Source organism: Aquimarina celericrescens, assembly GCF_042682765.1.
In the GTDB taxonomy this organism is placed as follows: domain Bacteria; phylum Bacteroidota; class Bacteroidia; order Flavobacteriales; family Flavobacteriaceae; genus Aquimarina; species Aquimarina celericrescens.
This window is the reverse complement of record NZ_JBHUHY010000003.1, coordinates 136,040-156,665: the sequence shown is the minus strand read 5'-3', so window position 1 is coordinate 156,665 and position 20,626 is coordinate 136,040. Positions and strand designations below refer to the sequence as shown.

The window sequence follows — 20,626 nt, the reverse complement described above, 5'->3', positions numbered from 1 at the left end:
ATTATTTAAGTTGAAATTCAGGGATGTCTACGATATAGTTCAGAAATGCAAAAAATTGTTCTGATACTTCAGTACGATCTAGTCTCCAGATAGCAGGATCTACTGCATCTGGTTCGTAATATGTAGGCGGAAAGGCATCAATATCCTTAAAAACACCTGAAATTTCGTTATAAATCACATCATCATCGATTCCTCTCGGGAAAAAGTAGTTCACTAGAGCCCTTACGACAATATCAACTTCTGGACCACTTAAACTTGGATCAAGATTTCCATCAGCATTAGTGCCTATTGGTAATCCTACGACAAAATCTCTAAACTGCTGTTGGTTCTGCATCCAGGCACGGTTGATAAGAAAACGTGCACTTTCCCAACGACCTATAAGTAAATCCGGACTAATCCAATCCTCATCACCTTGCCAACCTTCAACATCTATAGGATTTAAAACATCTTGTCCTAAAACACGAACTGTATTTCTGATGTAATCATTAACATCCATAGCCGGAAGGGTAAACCCTAATTCATTGTAAAAACAAATCATTAGATCACAAGGACTTTTGATAATAGCACCAATAGCTTCTTGATTAAAAAAGTGTTCGCTTTTAAAAAGTTGACGCAATACAGGGGCGATTTGAAAGTTGTTATCAATAAATGTTTGCGCCATTTGAGCGACAATAGTTTCACTACAAGTAGGACTTACAAAATATGCATATAGTTTAGAGCATATAAAAGTGGCTACCAAGTTAGCCCTCTGTTGGAATAGTATGTTGATTACATCATCATAAGTCCAGTTTCCCGATTGTCCAAAAATAGTTTTGCTTTCATTGTTAAATTGTGCCGGGTTAAACAAAATGTCACCCCAGGGGATGTCGTTGGTATCCACATAACCCGTTAAGGCTTTTGCGGTCTCCTGTATGTCATCTTCGGTATATCCATTATCAACACCAAGTGTAAATAACTCATAAAGTTCTCGAGCATAATTTTCATTGGGCCTATTTCTAACATTTTCGTCACCGTTAAGATAGACCAGCATAGCATTACAGATGCCAATGTCATATACAAAGTCCCTAAAATTTCCTCCGGCATGCATTTGAAGAAGATTATAGTATTGCGATTGATAGGCAGGGCTTCTGTAAGTTCGATCTTCAGTAACAAAATGATTACTCCAGAACAACGTAAGGCGTTCTCTAACCTTATTTTGGATAAGATCGTTAATCATTTGCTTTTTTCCTTCTCGTCTGTAAAATCCGGTATCATTATCAGGGTTAGCCTCTTCGGCGGCCTCGAATTGATCCCTGTTCCAAAAACCCCAAACCGGCGGTGGTGTGGTGTTAAGGGCGAGTGCTTCATCAATGAGAGCATCAACAAGCGCAGCAGGATTATTTTGAGATAAGGCATTAAGAACTTCGGTTTTAGACGCACCAAAACCGATTCTGCGATATAGATGATTTATCTTAGTAACATTCCAAGGATTTTCTGGAGAAGGTACATAAACATCCAAAGAATCTAGATTACACGAAGTATCAGATATCATAGGCATAATAGTTTTATTGTAGATTGAGGGACAATTTCATCACAATATAATAGTTTATAACGAAAGTCTTTGTTAATTAGTATTACAATTTTGAAATTTTAAGATATGTTTACCCCTGATTTTGTTAAAGCTGGAGATAAAATAGCTATAGTTTCTACTGCTAGAAAGGTTGATTTTAAAGAGATTGGAGAGGCTATTCACTTACTCGAATTATGGGGTTTGAAGGTGGTAAAAGGTTCAACAATAGGCATAAAAAAGAAACAGTTTGCAGGGTCTGATAAGGAACGAAGAGACGATTTTCAGCGAATGTTGGAGGATGATGAGATTAAGGCTATTTGGTGTGCTAGGGGTGGGTATGGTACGGTTAGAATTATTGATGATATCGATTTTTCTCGTTTTCAAAAGAAGCCAAAATGGATCATCGGGTACTCAGATATAACTGTGTTGCACTCACATATTCATAATTTTGAGATCAAGACTATACATGCACCAATGCCTATTGATATTCATAAAGGCACCAAATCGTCTATTGATTCTTTAAAAGAAGTTATTTTCGGAAATAAAATCGAATATACAATCCCTGCTTCAAAAAAGAACATTTTGGGAAGTTGCACTGGACAACTTGTTGGTGGAAACTTATCAATGTTGTATTCATTATGTGGATCAAAATCATCCTTGGATACCACGGATAAGATTTTATGTATTGAAGATCTTGATGAATATTTATATCATATCGATCGTATGCTCCAAAATTTAAAACGGAATAGATATTTTGATAATTTACAGGGATTAATTGTTGGTGGGATGACCAAAATGCATGATAATACTATTCCGTTTGGCAAAAAGGCAAAAAAAATAATTCTGGATAGTGTTCAAGAATATAATTTTCCGGTAGCATTTAATTTTCCAATGGGGCATATTGAAGATAACCGTGCACTCATTTTTGGTGCAGAAGTTTCTTTGAAAGTTACCAAAAACGAGGTAAAATTTGAGTATATATAAATATGGCAGAACATAATACACTTGGAAAAAAAGGAGAGAAACTGGCAGTTGATTTTCTTAGTAAAAAAGGATACGATATTTTAGAAAAAAATTATAGATACTTAAAGTCTGAAATTGATATCATTGCCCGGTTAAAAGATACAGTGGTTGTTGTCGAAGTAAAGACTAGAAGTACACCAGAATTTGGTAACCCGCAGGACTTTGTAAAACCTAAACAAATACAATCTTTGGTAAGGGCTATTAATCACTATATCGAGGATAATGATCTCGATGTCGAGGTACGTTTTGATATCATAGCAATTATCCAGAATACGTTGGGAACCAATATTGAACATCTTGAGGATGCCTTTTATCATTTTTAATAAAAACAATCATTATAAGTGTATGATTGTATACGTTCACACTAAAAATAACTCGTAAAACAATAGCTTTGTATAAATAAACGAACTCTTTGTAATGCAATCATTTGATTTTATAGATTTAATCCTATTCCTAGGGATAAGTCAAGGTGTTTTTTTAGCAATTACCATACAGATTCTTAAAAATAAAAATAGAGCCGCCAATAGAGTATTATCTTTAATTTTGTTAATAGCATCATTAATGCTTACCGGAAGACTTATATACCCGAGACATTATGATAGTGAATGGTTTTTTAGAATTGCAATTTTTGTAGATACCTTGATTTTTGTATTTGGCCCACTGTTATATTTATATTTTAGGAGATTGGCATTCAAAGAAACCCCTAATTATCGTTTACACTTTTCACATTTTGTTTTTGCCATAGCGATGCTGTTCTATTATTTCTGGACATTAAGCTATAGTCATGAAGAGTTTATCATATTAGGGCGACAAGGCAAGCTTAATATCATATTTTTCTGTATTGAAACATTAGGTATATTGTTTAACTTCTTTTATAGTTATCGGTGCTATCAATTAGTCCAGGTTTATCGGAAAGAAGAAAGGCAAAATCTGTCGTATTCACAAAATCTAACACCTTTTTTAGTAAGTTTTTTAGTTACCGTTACAGTATTTGTGGCATTATGGCTTCTAAGTTATATTATGGTCTATTTTCTAAAAATTTATACACCTATCATAAGTTACAATTTGGTATGGATTTCTATTCCTGTATTTATTTATGTTGTTGGATTTTACAGTTTAAAGCAGCCAGATATTTTTAGAATGCCATTAGCCAAAAAAGAAATCACAAAAAATAAAGAAAGACTTGACAGAAAAAGTATTCAAGAGTTGAACGACAAACTGGAAGAACTAATGGTCAATGAAAAAGTATATTTAGATCATAACCTCACTTTGGTAAATTTGGCCAAAGAATTGAATACTTCTACAAATAATGTTTCTTGGTTGTTGAATAACATTCATCATAACACCTTCTATGATTACGTAAATAAATATCGTGTGCAAGCCTTTGTTGAAAAAATACACAAAGGAGAGCATCATCGCCATACCCTTTTGGCATTATCCATGGATTCAGGGTTCAATTCGAAATCAACTTTCAATAAAGCCTTTAAAATGGTGAAGAACGTTACCCCTAGCAATTATATTAAGCAGCTAAAAGTTTCCTAAAAGAGTTTTAGAGTATACATACGGTCGATTATAGCATTGGGGTATTTGATATTTGGTGAAACTTTAAAATGAATATCAATGAATCAATTATCAAATTATTTAATCAAAATTTCAAAAGGCATGCTATTGACATTAAGCATTTTTTTGTCTCTTTTTGTATTAGTTTCTTGCCAACCAGGTGAAGTACCTGAAATAGTCACAACTGTAGAAACTGTAATAGAAGGTTCTTTTTATGACGGACTCGCGTTGGATAAACAAGGAAACTTATATGGTTCTGACTTTGTAGGAAACACCGTTTACAAGATGACACCATCTAGAGAGGTTACAGTTTTTGCCAATGGATTTGTTACTCCAAACGGAATAGGCGTTAATAAAAACAACGAAATCTATATTTGTGATCATTTTGGAAATACCATCTACAAATATACCAATGACGGAACGCGCTTGGATAGTATTCCTGCTACCACACCCGCTGGAATTAAGAAAGTTCCTGGAAGTGAAGATATGTTGTTTGTAGAGTATAATACAAACACTATCAATTTGCTAAAAAACGATGGTAGTATAGAAAAACTATTTGAAGGAGTGCCTATTAACGGACCTGCGGGTATTGCTTTTGACAAAAAAGGAAATACATATATCGGAAATTTCCTTGACAGAAAAATCTACAAATATAAAGATGGTGCCGTTACTTTTATTGCCCAATTACCAGAGGGAGCCTCTGGAGGAAATTTTTTAGGTTTTCTTACTTTCGCAAAGGGAAACCTGTTTGCTACTCAATTAGGCGAGCATAAGATCTATAAAATTAATCCTAATCAAGAGAATGACTTTGAAGTATTTGCAGGGAGTATACAAGGAAACACAGATGGAGAACTCTCAGAAGCTACTTTTAATTTTCCTAATGGAATTTTGGCAAGTCCAAATGGTAAGGTTTTATACGTGTCAGATGCGGGAACTAGTAATTTAAGGATTATAGAAAGTAAAGTGAAATATTGATAATCTTTAAACCCGGATTATGCATTAAAACTTCGTTATGAAGGTTGAAAACGCAATAAAACCTAGTATTTTACAAGTTTTTGCATAGCATCGCTCTGGTTAAACTTGAAAATGAAGCGGAGCGTTATGTTTTGAAGCGGTTTCAAGCTGTAATACCTGCCTGCCGGCAAAGGCAGGGACTTTTTAATGCAAAATCCGGGTTAAACAACTAACAACACTAAGTTCATCAATCAGAAAGTAGAATACGGCGTATGATATGTTTTATTGGCTAATTTTTAAGGGAATTTAGTTGGATAATCCGGGTAATTTTTTAACCCGGATTTTTTTGATTAGCGTTTTATTTTTTGATAGTTTTCAACAACAAGGAGCTCTGCCAAGGCATAGGCGAATTTAAATAGTGCTGATATCGAATCACTTTTATTCATTGGTACAGATATTGAGATATTGAGATATTGTATTCAGGTAACAAAATAAATACAAATGTGCTTCTGGTGGCAGTACTTACAGTTATCAGGTCGTTAAATAAGATTTAATATCATCCTTGTTGAATAAGCAGGTATAAAAATGGCTATTGTTGCTCGATTTCCTTCTGCTTTGCTTTCACCATCTGAGCAACTTTATAAAGCAAAATGATTTCTAAGATAATTGTTGGGGTCAACAAAACAAAGCCAACAATTGCCAGAATTATGGTCACCATAAAAGCATAGGTAATGATTTCAAAAACACCTGTTATCGTGGCAAGATTTCCTATTCTCTCTTTAAGACGTAATACAGATATTCCAAAAAGTATTCCGATAACTCCATAGGTTACCGCTTCTGCTCCCAGTACAATTTCTAAATCAAACTCTGCAACGTATAAAGAGAGAATATCATAAGTGTAAAACAAGACCCCAATGATTATAAAAATAAAAGAAGTAATGCGCAACAAATAATTTTTGAAGATTTTTCCGGTTAGAACGAATCCTCGTGTAAACAAAATAATTGATGCCAGCATGATAAGTTTTAAAGTAATGTACACCCACTGACTAGTAATCATACGATCTTCAAAATAGCGATAATATTCTACGGCAAATTCTGCAAATCCCAACACAAAATAAACAATACCACTAACCCAGGCTAAGGTTAATTGCTTCGTTAAAAAACTTGCCTCTTTGGTATCATCAACTTCTAATAGAAAGAGTTTTTTGAATTCCTGGCTTACTTTTGTGCCTTGCGTTTGGATTTCTTCCAGATCATAATCCAAAGCCGATAAAATAGTTTTGATGGTATAACTTCGAGGAGTTACCTCACCAGCTTCAATTCTTTGAATGGTTCTAACACTTATATTACATTGCTCTACGAGTTCTTCTTGTGTAAGTCCTTTTGATTTTCTGAGTTCAGAAATTTTCTGACCTAATTCTGGCTGTTTCATGATTTTCGAGTTTTTAGTTTCATTCTGGTGATCACTAGAACTTGTTTTCATTTTCTTCAGCAATATTAGTTTTCAGAAATAGGTTCTCAAATATTTTTACTCGTCTTTAACCCGCCATTTACCCGTCACATCAGTAAATACAGATGTTTTCAAAGATTGAGTTACATTTAATCTACGTCTCTGTTTCAATCTTTTTTGTTGGTTTTAATGGTGCTAAAGCGTTCAAAGCTTTATCTACCGAGTCGATCTTTTCGAAAGTTAATAATAATCTTAAACCATTTCTGGTTTGTTTTTCTTTCATTTTACATGTGCCCGGATGTTGTTGTACGAATTGAAGTACTTTAGAAAAAGCAGGACTTTGATAAAAAGCGGATTGTTGATCACTTATAAAATAACCAATTAGTTTGTTTTGCTTGAGTATAATTCTTTCTAATCCAATTGAAGTGGCAATCCATTTGATACGAACAGAATTGAGCAAATCAACAGCTTGATCAGGCAATTCTCCAAAGCGGTCTGTGAGTCGTTTTTCATATCCCTGCAATCCTTCTTCGTCTTTTATGTTATTGAGTTCGGTATATAGATTTAATCGCTCTGTAATGTTATTGATATAGTCATCTGGAAACAATAATTCAAAATCTGTATCGATCTGGGTATCTTTAAGAAATACCTTTTCTTTCGAATCATCCTCATAAAGTGTTGCAAACTCATTTTCTTTAAGCTCTTCGATAGCTTCATTTAAGATTTTTTGATAGGTATCAAAACCAATTTCATTAATGAAACCACTTTGCTCTCCGCCCAAAAGATCTCCTGCACCTCGTATTTCGAGATCTTTCATCGCAATATTAAAACCACTACCTAGTTCTGAGAATTGCTCAAGAGCAGTAATACGTTTACGGGCATCTTCGGTCATTGCAGAATAAGGCGGAGTAATAAAATAACAAAAGGCTTTTTTATTGCTTCGTCCAACACGGCCACGCATTTGATGTAGATCAGAAAGTCCAAAGTTATTGGCATTATTGATAAAAATGGTATTTGCATTTGGTACATCTAATCCACTCTCCACAATGGTTGTAGAAATCAAAACATCAAATTCTCCATTCATAAACGAAAGCATAAGGCTCTCTAATTTTTTTCCTTCCATTTGCCCATGACCAATTCCTATTTTGGCATCAGGAACAAGTCGTTGTACCATGCCTGCCACTTCTTTGATATTTTCAATTCTATTATGAATAAAAAACACCTGTCCGCCGCGTTGAATCTCATAACTTATTGCATCTCGAATCGTTTCTTCGCTAAACCGTATCACATTGGTCTCAATAGGATATCGATTTGGAGGGGGAGTGGTAATCGTAGATAAATCACGTGCCGCCATCAAACTGAATTGTAAAGTTCGAGGGATTGGTGTTGCAGTTAAGGTGAGTGTATCCACATTTTCTTTTATGGTTTTGAGTTTATCTTTTACAGAAACTCCAAATTTTTGTTCTTCATCGATTACCAACAGCCCAAGATCTTTAAATTTTACATTTTTATTGACCAATTGATGTGTGCCAATAATAATATCTACTTTACCCTTTTCTAAATCTTCAAGCGTTTCTCTTTTTTGTTTTGCTGTGCGGAAACGATTTATATATTCTACCCTTACCGGAAAATCTTTTAATCGTTCTCTAAATGTTTTTGCATGTTGAAAGGCTAGAATTGTAGTGGGGACTAAAACCGCAACTTGTTTACCATTATCTACCGCTTTAAATGCAGCTCTTATGGCTACTTCGGTTTTACCAAAACCTACATCCCCGCAAATCAAGCGATCCATAGGTCTTTCGCTCTCCATATCGGCTTTTACAGCTTCGGTAGCCGTGCTTTGATCAGGGGTATCTTCATAAATAAAGGAAGCTTCGAGCTCATGTTGCAAATAGCTGTCTGGATCATATTGAAAACCTTTTTGCAATTTCCGCTTCGCATATAGTTGAATAAGATTAAAGGCAATCTCTTTGACCCTGGTCTTGGTCTTTTGCTTTAACTTTTTCCAGGCTTTAGAACCTAATTTATAAATCTGTGGAGTCTTACCATCTTTACCGTTAAATTTTGAGATCTTATGAAGCGAATGAATACTCAGATATAATACATCTCTTTCTCCATAAATCAATTTAATAGCCTCTTGCTTTTTACCGTCAACATCGATTTTTTGTAAGCCACCAAATTTTCCAATCCCATGATCAATATGAGTTACATAATCACCTACTTCGAGATTAGTAAGCTCTTTAAGGGTAATGGCTTGTTTTTTGGCATACCCATTCTTAAGATTAAACTTGTGATAACGTTCAAAAATCTGGTGGTCCGTATAGCAGACTATTTTTTGTTTGTGATCTATAAACCCCTGGAAGGCCGAAAAAACAATAGTTTCATATTGTTTTACATCTAAATCTGCATCATCAAAGATATCATGAAACCGCTTGGCTTGTTGATCGCTTACACAAAAGATATAATTTTTATATCCTTCTTCATGATTTTCATTTAGGTTTTTGATGAGCAGATCAAACTGTTTATTGAAGGAAGGTTGAGGTTTGGTGTCAAATTTTATAGCATAATCGACTTTGGTCAAGGGGCGATTGGCAATCTCTACCAAAGTAAAATCCAGTAGCTGTTTTCTGATTAATTCAGAATTTGCAAAAAGTTCTTCTGGCGTACTATGTTTGATGTCTTCGGAAAGCGTTTGAAAAGCCTCCTTTGCTTTTTCAAAATTCTTATCAATTCTGGCAGAAAGCAGATCGATGTCCTTGGCAAAAACAACGGTTTTTGAAGCTATGTATTTTAGAAAACTCTCACGAGTTTCTTGCATGGCTTTGTTTTCGACATTCGGAATAACACTTATTTTCTTGATTTGATCCGTAGATAGTTGAGTTTCGACATCAAAGGTTCTAATGCTGTCTACTTCATCCCCAAAAAATTCGATACGATAGGGTTCATCATTACTAAAAGAAAATACATCTACAATACCACCACGAACCGAAAACTCCCCTGGTTCGGTTACAAAATCGACTCGTTTAAAATGATATTCAAACAACACCTCGTTCACAAAATCCAACGATAGTGTATCATTAACACCAATTTTTAAAGTGTTCTTTTCAAGCTCTTTTCTGGTGACTACTTTTTCAAAAAGCGCATCGGGATACGTAATAATCAGCGCCGGTTTTTTTCTAGAATTGATACGATTGAGTACTTCTGCTCTAAGCAGTACATTGGCATTATCCGTTTCTTCTATTTGATAAGGACGGCGGTAGCTTCCAGGATAAAAAAGTACATTTTTATCACCCAACAATTGCTCCAGATCATTGAGGTAATAAGCCGCTTCCTCTTTGTCATTAAAAATACATAAAAACGGTTTGTCCGCCGTTTTGAAAAGGTTTGAAATAGCAAAAGATAACGCAGATCCTAGTAGTCCTTGTAGGTGTACTTTTGCTTGAGATTGGGCAATGGCTTTTTCTAGTTTCTGTAAATGCAGAGACTGTGAAAAGGTTTGCGAGATTAAGGTTTGACTCAAGTAATTAAGAATTTTAGCGCAAATATACTATCATTCTTTTAATTATGATAACACTCTAAATACTGATCAAGTGCTAAATATTTTGTAACGCGTTAATTAAACTATCTTTTGTTTAGTATTTTGACATCAAATCTTTAAACAATAAGCATCTTTTATGGAAATAGAAGAATTTGACGTTTTTGTTATCGGTAGCGGGATTGCAGGACAAACCGTAGCCAAGGCGTGTGCCGAAAATAATCAAAAGGTTGCTATTGCTGACAAAAGAGAGTTTGGAGGAACCTGTGCAAACCGAGGATGCGATCCAAAAAAAGTGATTTTAAGCATCGCAGAAACGCTAAAAAGAACTCAAGATCTAAAAGGGAGAGGAATTACAAAGCTTCCTAAATCTAATTGGAATGATGTAATGAAATTCAAATGTGAATTTACTGATGCCGTTCCGCCTAGTACAGAAAAGAAGCTTTTAGATATGGGTGTTACCTTATATCACCAATCGCCAAAATTTATCGATGCTAATACACTCTCTGTCGAAGGTAAGACGGTGAAGGCAAAAAAAATAGTAATTGCTTCAGGCTTAACTCCCAGGCCCCTTGATATTGAAGGTGGATTGCTAGCTTTGGTAAGCGATGATTTTTTGAAATTAGATCAATTGCCTGAATCTATGATTTTTATAGGAGGTGGTTACATAGGAATGGAATTCGCTCACATGGCAGCAAGATTTGGGGTAAAAGTAACGGTCATTGAATCTGGCAAAAGACCATTATCAATATTCGATGAAGATATGGTAGGATATCTCTTAAAGGCGTCTAAAGATTTGGGGATTGAATTTATTTTTGATGCAGAAGTTACTGCTATTGAAGAATTGAGGAAAAATAAAAGAGTATATTTCTTGATAGATGGAAAAGAAAAGAACAGTAAAGCAGAAATGGTTTTTAACACCACAGGCAGAGTGCCATCGCTCAAGGATTTAGATTTAGAAAAAGCAGGAGTAACTTTTACTGAAATGGGAATAGAGGTAAATGAATTTTTACAGAATCCAAGTAACACGAATGTGTATGCTTGCGGTGATATTTCGGCTAATGCCAAACCCTTAACCCATTTTTCTGGCAAAGAAGCAGAAATTGTAGCCTATAATCTACACCACGGAAATCATAAAAAAGCAAACTTCCCAGTCACACCTTCAGCAGTATTTACATTACCAAATATCGCCTCGGTTGGATTATCTCAAGAGAAAGCCAAGACGAAATATAATAATATTAGAATCATAAATAGAGATGCTTCTGGTTTCTATAATGCTAAGCGAATTAACGAAAAAATTTATGCTTATAAGATTATCGTAAACCAAGACAATCATAAAATCATTGGAGCTCATTTGATAGGTCCGGAAGCTGCAGAAGTCATTAATCTCTTTGCAATGGCTATTTATAATGAAATGACTGTTGAAGAAATTAAAGAAATGATCTTTGTCTACCCTAGTTGGGGAGCAGATATTCAATATATGATTTAGAAGAATACAATATAATCGATTAATCTATCGAAAGCGCTCAAGCAATTTATTAAAAGGATTGGTTTTTCTATTCAAATACCCATGAGTACCTGAAACTATTATAAGAATTATTGCACAGATTAGTGCTGTAATGGCGATATAGTCTATTGAATCTTTGTGACGCATATAAATAGCAATGAGCGCCCAGGCACCAACCAGAGCAAATTCTCTCATGTTTTTCATTACTATCATTAGTATATTGATGACCATCGCTATAACAATCATAGCAACTGTCCACCCTTCTTCAGAAAGTGTAAACCCATTCCAATCAATTTTAACCAAATAGGTAGCAATATTCGCTATTGTAGCCACAGCAATCCATCCGGAATATAGGCAAATAGGCCACCAGACAAATAGAATGATACCTATGGGAGCATCCCAACGTTCCATATTAGTGTTGAGTATAACCTTTATGAGCGAAATCAATATTCCGATCATAATTAAAACTGAAAGTCCTGTGTACTCATAAACAAAAGCAATCACCCAGCATCCATTTAAAAGATTAGCAATACAAAACCAATATCCAGTTTGCTCAATAAACTCTGAGTTTTTTGGACTGAAGAACGCTTTTCTGATTTGATAGACGGCATAACCAATAAGACTAAGAAATATGAGTCCCCAAATGGCGAATGCATATCCAGCCGGGGTGAAAAGATTATCATAGGAATCGCTTAATTCGCCGATAGTAGTATTGTTGAAGCGCAAGGCTTGAGATAAATAGTTTACTATTAAGACAAATAGAACAGAAATGAAGTTAATTATCGCCAGAGTTTTTTTCATTGCATGCTTCTTAAGAAAATAAAGATAGATAAAGTGTTTTGTTTTTTTAATCCAAAAGGGTGAATTGTTGTCTCTATTCAAAGCAGCTGATCAAACGTTCAAAATCATCTTCAGAATTATATACGTTAGGAGAAATCCGCATCGCATTTCCTCTATAGGAAACAATAATATTTTCTTGTTTCAGCCTTATTTTTATGTTATCGATATTCATATGCTTTGAAAAATACACACCGATCAAATGATGTGCCCTGTGATGATCATTTTCTATTAAACAACCTAATTCGCGTAGTTTTTGGACTGAATCGATCGAGATTTTTTTACAATAAGTTTGTATCTCAATAGGAGTCCACTCAATCAATTGTTCGATTGCTCTTATAAGCATAGGCGTGAGCACAAAATTACTGGCTTCTCCTACAGCATAACGCGTGGCTTTTTCCTGGTAGCGCTCTTCGTATTGAGTAAGGCGAGAGAAATCCTGGCTATTATAGCGATTCATCCAGCTATGCTCGATAGGAGTTCCATCATTAAAAGCATCACTATAATATGCCATTCCGGTAGAATAGGGGCCCAACATCCATTTGTATCCCCCACAGACCAAGGCATCTGGTTGTAATTCTTTTATCGAAAATGGCAAAGCACCAATACTTTGAGTGCCGTCGATCACTAGCATCGCGTTTACGGATCTTGTTTTTTCTCTTATGGCTTTTAAATTGAACAAAGTACCATCTGCCCAATGTACATGGCACATAGAAACCACCACCGTTTTCGACGTGATGGCGTCTAGTATTTTCTGATTCCATAAGACAGCTCGGTTTTCAAATTGTTTGGGTGGTCTTATTACTTTAATAATAGCTTCCTTTTTTTTGGCCACTTCTTTCCAGATGTATACATTACTGGGGAATTGCTCATCGACCAGAATAATTTCATCACCTTTGGTAAGTGGTATATTATTTGCCGCGTTGGCAATACCATAGGATACCGAAGGTATGCTTACCGTATTTCTATAATCCGGAGCGTCTATTAGTGTGGCAAAACGTTGTTTTAGTATTTCGACTTGATTAAAGAAATCTTCAGGTAAGATTTCATTAGGTCTAGCCTTGCGGATCACACTTTTTAATCCAACTTCGGTAACCGATTTTAGTTGCGGTGACATATAAGCCCCATTTAGATAGGTAATGTTTTCAGAAAGGTCAAAAAGATGTTTTTGGTGCTGCATAGAGACAGGAATTTATACTAAAATGACAGGATCTATTTTATAGTTAAAACCCTTACATTAAAATTAGGAATTATTTTATCCAAAAAAAGGATTATTATAAATTTTAAAAGGAGTAGAGTTTGGTTATATTTGCGGCAAATTAAACAAAAGTACATGATGTCAATATCTGATTTATTTGATAGTGGTTTTCAGAAGCGAAATCAAGATCATTTTGCAGCAATCGTTAGAGTAGCCATGAGTGATGGTGTTATTACTGATGAGGAAAGAGCTTTTCTGGATCGATTGGCCCACAGACTTAACATTTCCGAAAATGATTATAAGGGAATTTTGAAGAGTTATCAGTCACATCCTATTAATCCTCCTTATGATTATGATAGAAGGTTAGAGCGATTATATGATTTGGCAAGAATGGTATATGCCGATAATATTAAAGGTGACGATCAGGTAGAGTTATTAGAAAAATTAAGTATTGGTTTAGGTTTTAACCCAGAAAATGCAAAATATATTGTAGACAAGGCACTCAACCTAGTAGAAAGAGGAGTAGATGGAGATACCTTTGCAGACGAAATCAAAAATATGAACAGATAGTTTTGGTGATGATCAAGAGAAAAGGCTGCCTAATCGGCGGCCTTTTTTGCTATCTGTTTTATAATTTTATAAAGCAATTCTTCTTGCTCAAAAGGCTTGGCAATAAAATCATCCATCCCTGATCGTATACATTTATCCCGAGCATTATGATCGGTTTTACCAGAGAAACCAATAATCGGGATTTCAGAGATAAATTTATCTCCGTAATTATTTCTAATCATCTGGGAGGCTTTAAACCCATCAATTTTTGAAACCGTAAGATCCATTAAGATCAAATCATATTGACGTTTTTCAATATAATTAATGGCCTGTTCGCCATTAATGGCAATATCTACAAAATAAGTTCCTTGAGAGATTAATATTTTCATGATAAGATATTGGGTAATTTCTTCATCTTCTACCAGAAGTATTCTAAACTTCTTTTTGTTGGGAGGCAATGTGTATTTCTTTTTCTTTCGTCCGATTGTAGTTTTTGTAACCTCAAATTTAAAAGGAAGTTTTACATAGAAAGTAGTTCCTTTATCAGGCTCACTGGTCACTTTTATTTCTCCATTAAGAAGATCAACCAGATTTTTCACAATCGCAAGGCCTAAACCGGTTCCAGAAATTTGTTTGTCATGATCAAAACGTGTAAATCGTTCAAAAAGATAAGGGATATTTTCTTCTAGAATTCCCATTCCTGTATCTTCAATTTTGAAGGTGAGGCTTAGTTTATTGGTACGTTGATAATTTTTTGAAATTGTAAATTTAATTTTTCCTTCTTCAGTAAATTTAAAGGCATTATTCAGAATATTGTTCAGTATTTGGTATACGCGAGTTCTATCACCAATAAGATATTCCTGAATATTTGATTCTACATAAGTCTCAAAAGATATTTCTTTTTCTTTAGCAGCTTTAGAATAAGTTTCATCAAAGCCAGCAATAAGATCCCTAAAAGCGAAACGTTCTTGTACAATTTTTAAGGTACCGGATTCAATCTTAGCAATATCAATCATATCATCGATAAGTGAATTAAGATGACGGCTTTCTCGTTTTATGATTCTGGCCAATTCTTCTTGCTCAAAAGTTAATGGAGTTTTTTCTAAGACCTGGACAAAACCTAAAATACTGGTCAATGGAGTTCTAATCTCATGATTGATGTTGGCAATAAAACTATTTTTGAATTCTTCTTTCTCTAAAAGATACTTGTTTCTTAACTCAAGTTCTTTTGCCAGAAGAATTGATTCGTTCTTCTGTTGGGCAATTTGATTGACCTCTTTGTATTTATTGGTATAATCGTAAAGAAAGATGGTAATTTGTTGGCCATTTGGTTTAATCGTAAGGTCACAAATTCTTTCAAGTTTTCCTTCTTCCAGATGTATACAAGGGAAATTCAATTCTTTTTTGTCGATAAAATTTGAGTCTTCAAGGGTTCTCAATACCTCAAAAAAGGGATGAGTATCATAGATTGATATCCCTTTTGACCAATTAAAAAGAGTAGTGTCTGTTTCTTCAATTATTCCTTGATAAGAAACCTTGGTTACCTGAACCTGAGGATTGAATTGAAGTTTATCTTTTGGATCCTCCATTATATTAATTTATCATTTCAACAGCCAGATCTGTAAAGAAATCCTGAACATTTTCATTGGTTTTTGCACTGGTTAGGCAATCAAATAGAATGCGCTGTTCTTCAAGTCTTTTGGATGCTTCATTTTCGTTTACGAGATCTAACTTATTACCAATAACCTTGGTAACAACTTTGTTATAGTTGTTTTTTAGATAGTCAAGATCGCTATTCAGATTTTTATAAGTATCTTCTCTGGTAAGATCAAATACATAAATAAAAGCATGTGATCCTAAAAGATAAGATTTTCGGGTATCTTCTACGGTGTTTGAGTGCCCTTCTGTGTCCCAAATGATCATAGACAATTCCCTGCCATCTGGTAATTGTATTACTTTCTTTTTTATTTGGACCCCTAGAGTGACTTTGTATTCTTCAGAAAATTCGTTGTCAATAAAACGTCTGAAGAGAGACGTTTTTCCGACACCAAAGTGTCCCAAAAGCACTACTTTTTTAGACAATTTCATCTGCAAAATGTTTTTTTAGTTTTTGTGTAAAAAGTTTGTTGTTTTCTAAATCTCTATTAGAAATGTGGTTGGTCGCAAAATCTAAAATCTGATCTTCTAAGACTTCTTTAAACATTATGGTATAGGCCCCGGAAATTACGGCCGCGACATAATACGAATAAAAATTCTGAATATGTATAGTGTACAATTCATATTCGATTGTCTCTAGATCCTGGCCTCCAGCTTCAAAAGCGTCTTCAACAAAACTTTTGATTGCCGTAAGCATACCCGAAATCATTTCTTTGTCTATAGTCCCGTCTGATAACGGACTGTAGTCGGCGATCAGTATACCTGAGTTTTTTTCTATGACAAACATCTGAATGAGCCTTGGTTTTGCATAGTCAGAAAGGGCAAGATCTCCTTCAGACACTCCTTGTGCTTTTGCTTTCGTTTTTCTAAACCAGTTTTTGAATGAAAATGCTTTTTTGGTCTGCCTGCTTATATTTTCGCTAAGCAGTTTCATCTCATGAGCGATGTATTTCTTAATCATCTTACCGATGATCGGGAATAATGCTTCGACCACAGCATCCTGCGAGTTTTTTATTTCTTCTTTTAAAGCTTCGGTAATGGTTGGACCTAAAGTTTTAGGAATTTCCTGAACAAATTCATTTAATTTGTCGTCGATAATAGGATCTACCTTGTGGGAGAGTTCTTGCTTTTGATGAACAATTTTGCTAAGTTCTTCTACCTTTTCGGCAATCGAATCAGTATACTCTTTTTCTTCTGTGAGAAGAAGTTCTTTAAGAATTTTAAGTTTATTCTGATCTTCCATAGCCTTTGGATAGATGGATTATTTTTGGCTTATTTTTTCGCCCAAAGTGATCAGAAGGTCTCCAAGAGTTTTTTTATCAACTTTTTTTGAATCAAGGATTTCTGCTTTATCAGCAAGATTGTCTTCTAACTCTGTAATTCTAATATTAATATCAGTACTTAGATTGTCAATCGCCTGGTTTAATTCTTTGCTCGTGTCTTCTATATAATCTCTTAATTCTTGTCTTTTTGCAGCGATATCCTTTTTTACCTTTTCGAACTCAGAGTTGTATGCGGCAATGTTTTCTCCAAAAATAAGATTCTTAATCGCCTCGATTTTTGATGAAGGATCATTAGAATTTTGCTCCTGAACAGCTTTGTTTTCTTTGGCCATTTCAATAGATTTATTTAGTTGCGTTATTGAGTTCTTCATAAAATTAACATAAAAATGTTAAAAACAAGATTTTGATGTGGCATAAAGTGTAAGTCATCCACATTAATCTAATATAGATTAAAAAAGTGCTACGCTAATTCTAAAAACTTAGGGGTAAGTATACTTAGGTTGTATAAAGATACAATTATTTTTTATGTCTAAGCAAAACTAAGATGTTCGCTATTTAGTCTTTTTCATAAAAGACTCAACCTTTTGTACCATATTTTTACTACCGCATACAAAAGGAGTACGTTGATGAAGTTCTGTAGGTTTGATATCAAGTATTCTTTTAAATCCATCACTTGCTTTTCCTCCTGCTTGTTCTGCTAAAAAAGCCATAGGATTACATTCATACAATAAACGAAGTTTTCCGTTTGGAGATTTTGAGGTACTTGGATACAGGTATACCCCACCTTTAATCATATTACGATGAATATCACTTACCAAAGATCCAATATACCTAGAAGTATACGGGCGGTCTTCTTTTTCTTCCTGGCAGTATTTGATATAATCTTTTATCCCTTGGGGAAAGTGAATATAGTTACCTTCATTAACCGAGTATATGTTACCATCTTCAGGGAATTGCATGTTGGGATGTGATAAATAATAGGTCCCTAATGCTGGATTCAGTGTGAAACCGTTTACTCCGTGTCCGGTTGTATATACAAGCATGGTAGAGGTTCCATAAATAATATAACCAGCTGCGACCTGTAAATTGCCTGGCTGTAAAAAATCATCCAGAGTTACTGGTGTTCCTGTAGGGGTTACTCTGCGATAAATAGAAAAAATGGTTCCAACAGATACATTGACATCAATATTTGAACTACCGTCCAGAGGATCCATAAGCACTACATAGTTATTGCGATGATCATTTTTCTGCCCTTTTATGGTAATAAAATCATCATTTTCTTCAGAAGCAATTCCACAAACAATTTCTCTATTGGTCAAGGTATTAATGAAAGTCTCGTTGGCTAATACATCTAATTTTTGCTGGTCTTCACCCTGTATATTGGTATCGCCTGCAGCTCCTGTAATATCAACTAATCCTGCTTTATTTACCTGGTGATTCACCATTTTTGCTGCCAATCGAATCGAGTTAATCAAACGAGAAAGTTCACCGCTTGCATAGGGGAAATCCTTTTGGTTTTCTATAATAAATTCTCCTAAGGTTTGATTTTTTCTCATCGTTGATGGTGAATTTGATTTGGTGCAAAAATATTATTTTTTAAATAACTATAACGTTTTCGGAAGTTTAAATTTGGAAACCTTCTTAAGTTTTATAAAAAGATAAATAAGTGAAGTATAACATTACAAAATTGTCGGGTTTCTAATACCTTTTTTATAGTTTTGATAAATTTTTAGAGTTATGGGTTTTTTAATACGAGATGCGGTAGCAGATGATATGCCCCAGGTACTAGAATTAATTCGGGAGCTGGCAGTTTTCGAAAAAGAACCAGATGCAGTAGAAGTAACTGTAGAAGAACTAGTGAGCGAAGGTTTTGGTGAACATCCACTTTTTCATTGTTTTGTTGCTGAGGTAGATAACGAGATAGTTGGGATAGCTTTGGTTTATTATCGTTTTTCGACCTGGAAAGGACGTTCAATTCATCTTGAAGATCTTATTGTCAAAGAATCGATGCGCGGAACCGGTTTGGGAAGTGCTTTATATTCCGAAGTAATGAAATATGCAAAAGCAAAAGGAGTACGCAGAGTAGAGTGGGTAGTGCTGGATTGGAATCAAAATGCGATAGATTTCTATGAAAAAAGCGGAGCTACATTATTAAAGGATTGGTATCTGGTACAAATGAGTCAGGAGGGAGTTCGTAAATTTGTTGCTAATTTATAATTCTAAAAAGGAGCTCGAATGAGAGTATTTAAATTTGGAGGAGCATCTGTTAAAGATGCAACGGCAGTAAAAAATGTAACCAAGGTACTTGAAATCACCGGGTATTCTGAATTGCTTGTGGTTGTTTCTGCCATGGGAAAAACCACCAATGCCTTAGAACGAATTGTAGAATCATATCTTTTTGGCAATGGAGATCTTAAGGATTTGACAAACAATTTGAAGAAATATCATTTTCAAATTCTGGATGAGCTTTTTGATACCAAACAACATTTAGTTTTTAAAAGGGTTGAAAATTTGTTTGACGACCTAAAAACTACACTAGAGAGGAATAAGTCAACACAATATGATTATATTTATGATCAAGTAGTAAGTTACGGAGAACTTATTTCATCAACTATTATTAGTGACTATCTAAATGAAACGGGATACAGAAATGAGTGGCTCGATGCACGTGAGTTGATCAAGACCGATGCTGTCTATAGAGATGCCGAGGTTGATTGGGAAAACACTCAAAAACGTATCGTTAAAAAAGTAAATAAAAAAAGTCTCACCGTTACCCAAGGCTTTATAAGTTCTGACAAAAACAATTTTACCACTACATTGGGTAGAGAAGGGAGTGATTATACAGCCGGTATTTTTGCCTATTGCCTGGGAGCCGATAGTGTGAGTATATGGAAAGATGTTCCTGGGGTACTTAATGCAGATCCACGTGTTTTTAAGAATACGCAACTACTATCTCATATTTCTTATAACGAAGCGATAGAATTGGCTTTTTATGGGGCTTCGGTAATACATCCAAAGACAATTCAGCCCTTACAGCGTAAAGAGATTCCTTTGAATGTAAAATCGTTTTTGCATCCTAACTCTGAAGGTACTTCAGTAAAAAAAGGACAACCACTAGATCCCTATACACCTTGTTACATTGTGAAGAAAGATCAAATATTGGTTTCCCTTTCTTCGCTTGATTTTTCATTTATTGTAGAGGATAATATCAGTGAGATTTTTAGCCTTTTTCATGAGCATCACATCAAAGTAGATCTGATACAAAACTCGGCCATTAGTTTTTCGGTATGTTTGAATGATAAGTTCGATCATTTTGAAGGGCTTTTAGGCAAATTAAAAGCAAAATTCAAGGTCACCTATAACACCAATGTATCTCTTTATACGATACGTCATTTTACCGAAAAAGCCATTCAATCTCTAGAAAAGGACAAGGATATTTTATTGAAACAGATCACACGAGAGACCTATCAAATGGTTGCCAGAGATTAGTATTTCAATTCAAGGATTTTGCTATATTTGCAGTTA

At 34.7% G+C, this 20,626-nt stretch carries 18 protein-coding genes; 8 read left to right on the top strand and 10 right to left on the bottom strand.

The window, feature by feature from the left end:
* Position 1: 1 nt before the first annotated feature.
* The gene (locus ACFSJT_RS04580; RefSeq protein ID WP_378319040.1) at positions 2-1,537 is read right to left on the bottom strand and encodes a DUF1800 domain-containing protein; all 1,536 of its coding nucleotides are present in this window, start codon (positions 1,535-1,537) and stop codon (positions 2-4) included.
* 99 nt (positions 1,538-1,636) lie between these two features.
* On the opposite strand from ACFSJT_RS04580, the gene ACFSJT_RS04575 reads away from it, so the two are divergent.
* The 4 genes from ACFSJT_RS04575 to ACFSJT_RS04560 all read left to right on the top strand — a co-directional run bounded on the left by ACFSJT_RS04575 (position 1,637) and on the right by ACFSJT_RS04560 (position 5,107).
* Positions 1,637-2,533 (top strand): S66 peptidase family protein, encoded by an 897-nt coding sequence (locus tag ACFSJT_RS04575; RefSeq protein WP_378319039.1) that lies wholly within the window; start codon positions 1,637-1,639, stop codon positions 2,531-2,533.
* A 2-nt stretch (positions 2,534-2,535) separates the two neighbouring features.
* A complete protein-coding gene (locus ACFSJT_RS04570) occupies positions 2,536-2,895 on the top strand; it encodes a YraN family protein (RefSeq protein WP_378319038.1) in 360 nt (119 codons plus the stop codon).
* A 94-nt stretch (positions 2,896-2,989) separates the two neighbouring features.
* A complete protein-coding gene (locus tag ACFSJT_RS04565; protein WP_378319037.1) occupies positions 2,990-4,114 on the top strand; it encodes a helix-turn-helix domain-containing protein in 1,125 nt (374 codons plus the stop codon).
* Positions 4,115-4,192: 78 nt separating this feature from the next.
* Complete coding sequence (locus tag ACFSJT_RS04560) at positions 4,193-5,107, top strand: NHL repeat-containing protein (RefSeq protein ID WP_378319036.1); 915 nt, start codon at positions 4,193-4,195, stop codon at positions 5,105-5,107.
* Positions 5,108-5,675: 568 nt separating this feature from the next.
* Here the strand turns inward: ACFSJT_RS04560 and ACFSJT_RS04555 are convergent.
* On the bottom strand, positions 5,676-6,518 hold the full coding sequence (locus ACFSJT_RS04555) for a helix-turn-helix domain-containing protein (protein WP_378319035.1): 843 nt from the start codon (positions 6,516-6,518) through the stop codon (positions 5,676-5,678).
* 172 nt (positions 6,519-6,690) lie between these two features.
* A complete protein-coding gene (mfd, locus tag ACFSJT_RS04550; RefSeq protein ID WP_378319034.1) occupies positions 6,691-10,056 on the bottom strand; it encodes a transcription-repair coupling factor in 3,366 nt (1,121 codons plus the stop codon).
* 154 nt (positions 10,057-10,210) lie between these two features.
* On the opposite strand from mfd, the gene ACFSJT_RS04545 reads away from it, so the two are divergent.
* Positions 10,211-11,560 (top strand): dihydrolipoyl dehydrogenase family protein, encoded by a 1,350-nt coding sequence (locus ACFSJT_RS04545; protein ID WP_378319033.1) that lies wholly within the window; start codon positions 10,211-10,213, stop codon positions 11,558-11,560.
* 24 nt (positions 11,561-11,584) lie between these two features.
* On the opposite strand, the gene ACFSJT_RS04540 is transcribed toward ACFSJT_RS04545, so the two are convergent.
* Positions 11,585-12,379, bottom strand: coding sequence for a tryptophan-rich sensory protein (locus ACFSJT_RS04540; RefSeq protein ID WP_378319032.1), 795 nt, complete (start codon positions 12,377-12,379; stop codon positions 11,585-11,587).
* 73 nt (positions 12,380-12,452) lie between these two features.
* Positions 12,453-13,595: an aminotransferase class V-fold PLP-dependent enzyme gene (locus ACFSJT_RS04535; RefSeq protein WP_378319031.1), complete on the bottom strand. Its 1,143-nt coding sequence runs from the start codon at positions 13,593-13,595 to the stop codon at positions 12,453-12,455.
* A 156-nt stretch (positions 13,596-13,751) separates the two neighbouring features.
* Here ACFSJT_RS04535 and ACFSJT_RS04530 point away from each other — a divergent pair, with 156 nt between their 5' ends.
* Positions 13,752-14,183 carry a TerB family tellurite resistance protein gene (locus ACFSJT_RS04530; RefSeq protein WP_378319538.1) on the top strand — a complete coding sequence of 144 codons (432 nt, stop codon included), beginning with the start codon at positions 13,752-13,754 and terminating at the stop codon, positions 14,181-14,183.
* A gap of 29 nt (positions 14,184-14,212) precedes the next feature.
* On the opposite strand, the gene ACFSJT_RS04525 is transcribed toward ACFSJT_RS04530, so the two are convergent.
* The 5 genes from ACFSJT_RS04525 to fbp all read right to left on the bottom strand — a co-directional run bounded on the left by ACFSJT_RS04525 (position 14,213) and on the right by fbp (position 18,657).
* Complete coding sequence (locus ACFSJT_RS04525) at positions 14,213-15,751, bottom strand: ATP-binding response regulator (RefSeq protein ID WP_378319030.1); 1,539 nt, start codon at positions 15,749-15,751, stop codon at positions 14,213-14,215.
* A gap of 4 nt (positions 15,752-15,755) precedes the next feature.
* Positions 15,756-16,250: a Rab family GTPase gene (locus ACFSJT_RS04520; protein WP_378319029.1), complete on the bottom strand. Its 495-nt coding sequence runs from the start codon at positions 16,248-16,250 to the stop codon at positions 15,756-15,758.
* Positions 16,237-17,061 (bottom strand): cell envelope biogenesis protein OmpA, encoded by an 825-nt coding sequence (locus ACFSJT_RS04515; RefSeq protein WP_378319028.1) that lies wholly within the window; start codon positions 17,059-17,061, stop codon positions 16,237-16,239. The genes ACFSJT_RS04520 and ACFSJT_RS04515 overlap by 14 nt, the downstream gene beginning before the upstream one ends.
* A gap of 18 nt (positions 17,062-17,079) precedes the next feature.
* Positions 17,080-17,433: a fructose 1,6-bisphosphatase gene (locus ACFSJT_RS04510; RefSeq protein ID WP_378319537.1), complete on the bottom strand. Its 354-nt coding sequence runs from the start codon at positions 17,431-17,433 to the stop codon at positions 17,080-17,082.
* 219 nt (positions 17,434-17,652) lie between these two features.
* The gene (gene fbp / locus ACFSJT_RS04505; protein WP_378319027.1) at positions 17,653-18,657 is read right to left on the bottom strand and encodes a class 1 fructose-bisphosphatase; all 1,005 of its coding nucleotides are present in this window, start codon (positions 18,655-18,657) and stop codon (positions 17,653-17,655) included.
* 181 nt (positions 18,658-18,838) lie between these two features.
* Here fbp and ACFSJT_RS04500 point away from each other — a divergent pair, with 181 nt between their 5' ends.
* Positions 18,839-19,318 (top strand): GNAT family N-acetyltransferase, encoded by a 480-nt coding sequence (locus ACFSJT_RS04500; protein WP_378319026.1) that lies wholly within the window; start codon positions 18,839-18,841, stop codon positions 19,316-19,318.
* A gap of 18 nt (positions 19,319-19,336) precedes the next feature.
* A complete protein-coding gene (locus ACFSJT_RS04495) occupies positions 19,337-20,590 on the top strand; it encodes an aspartate kinase (RefSeq protein WP_378319025.1) in 1,254 nt (417 codons plus the stop codon).
* The last annotated feature ends 36 nt before the right edge of the window (positions 20,591-20,626 follow it).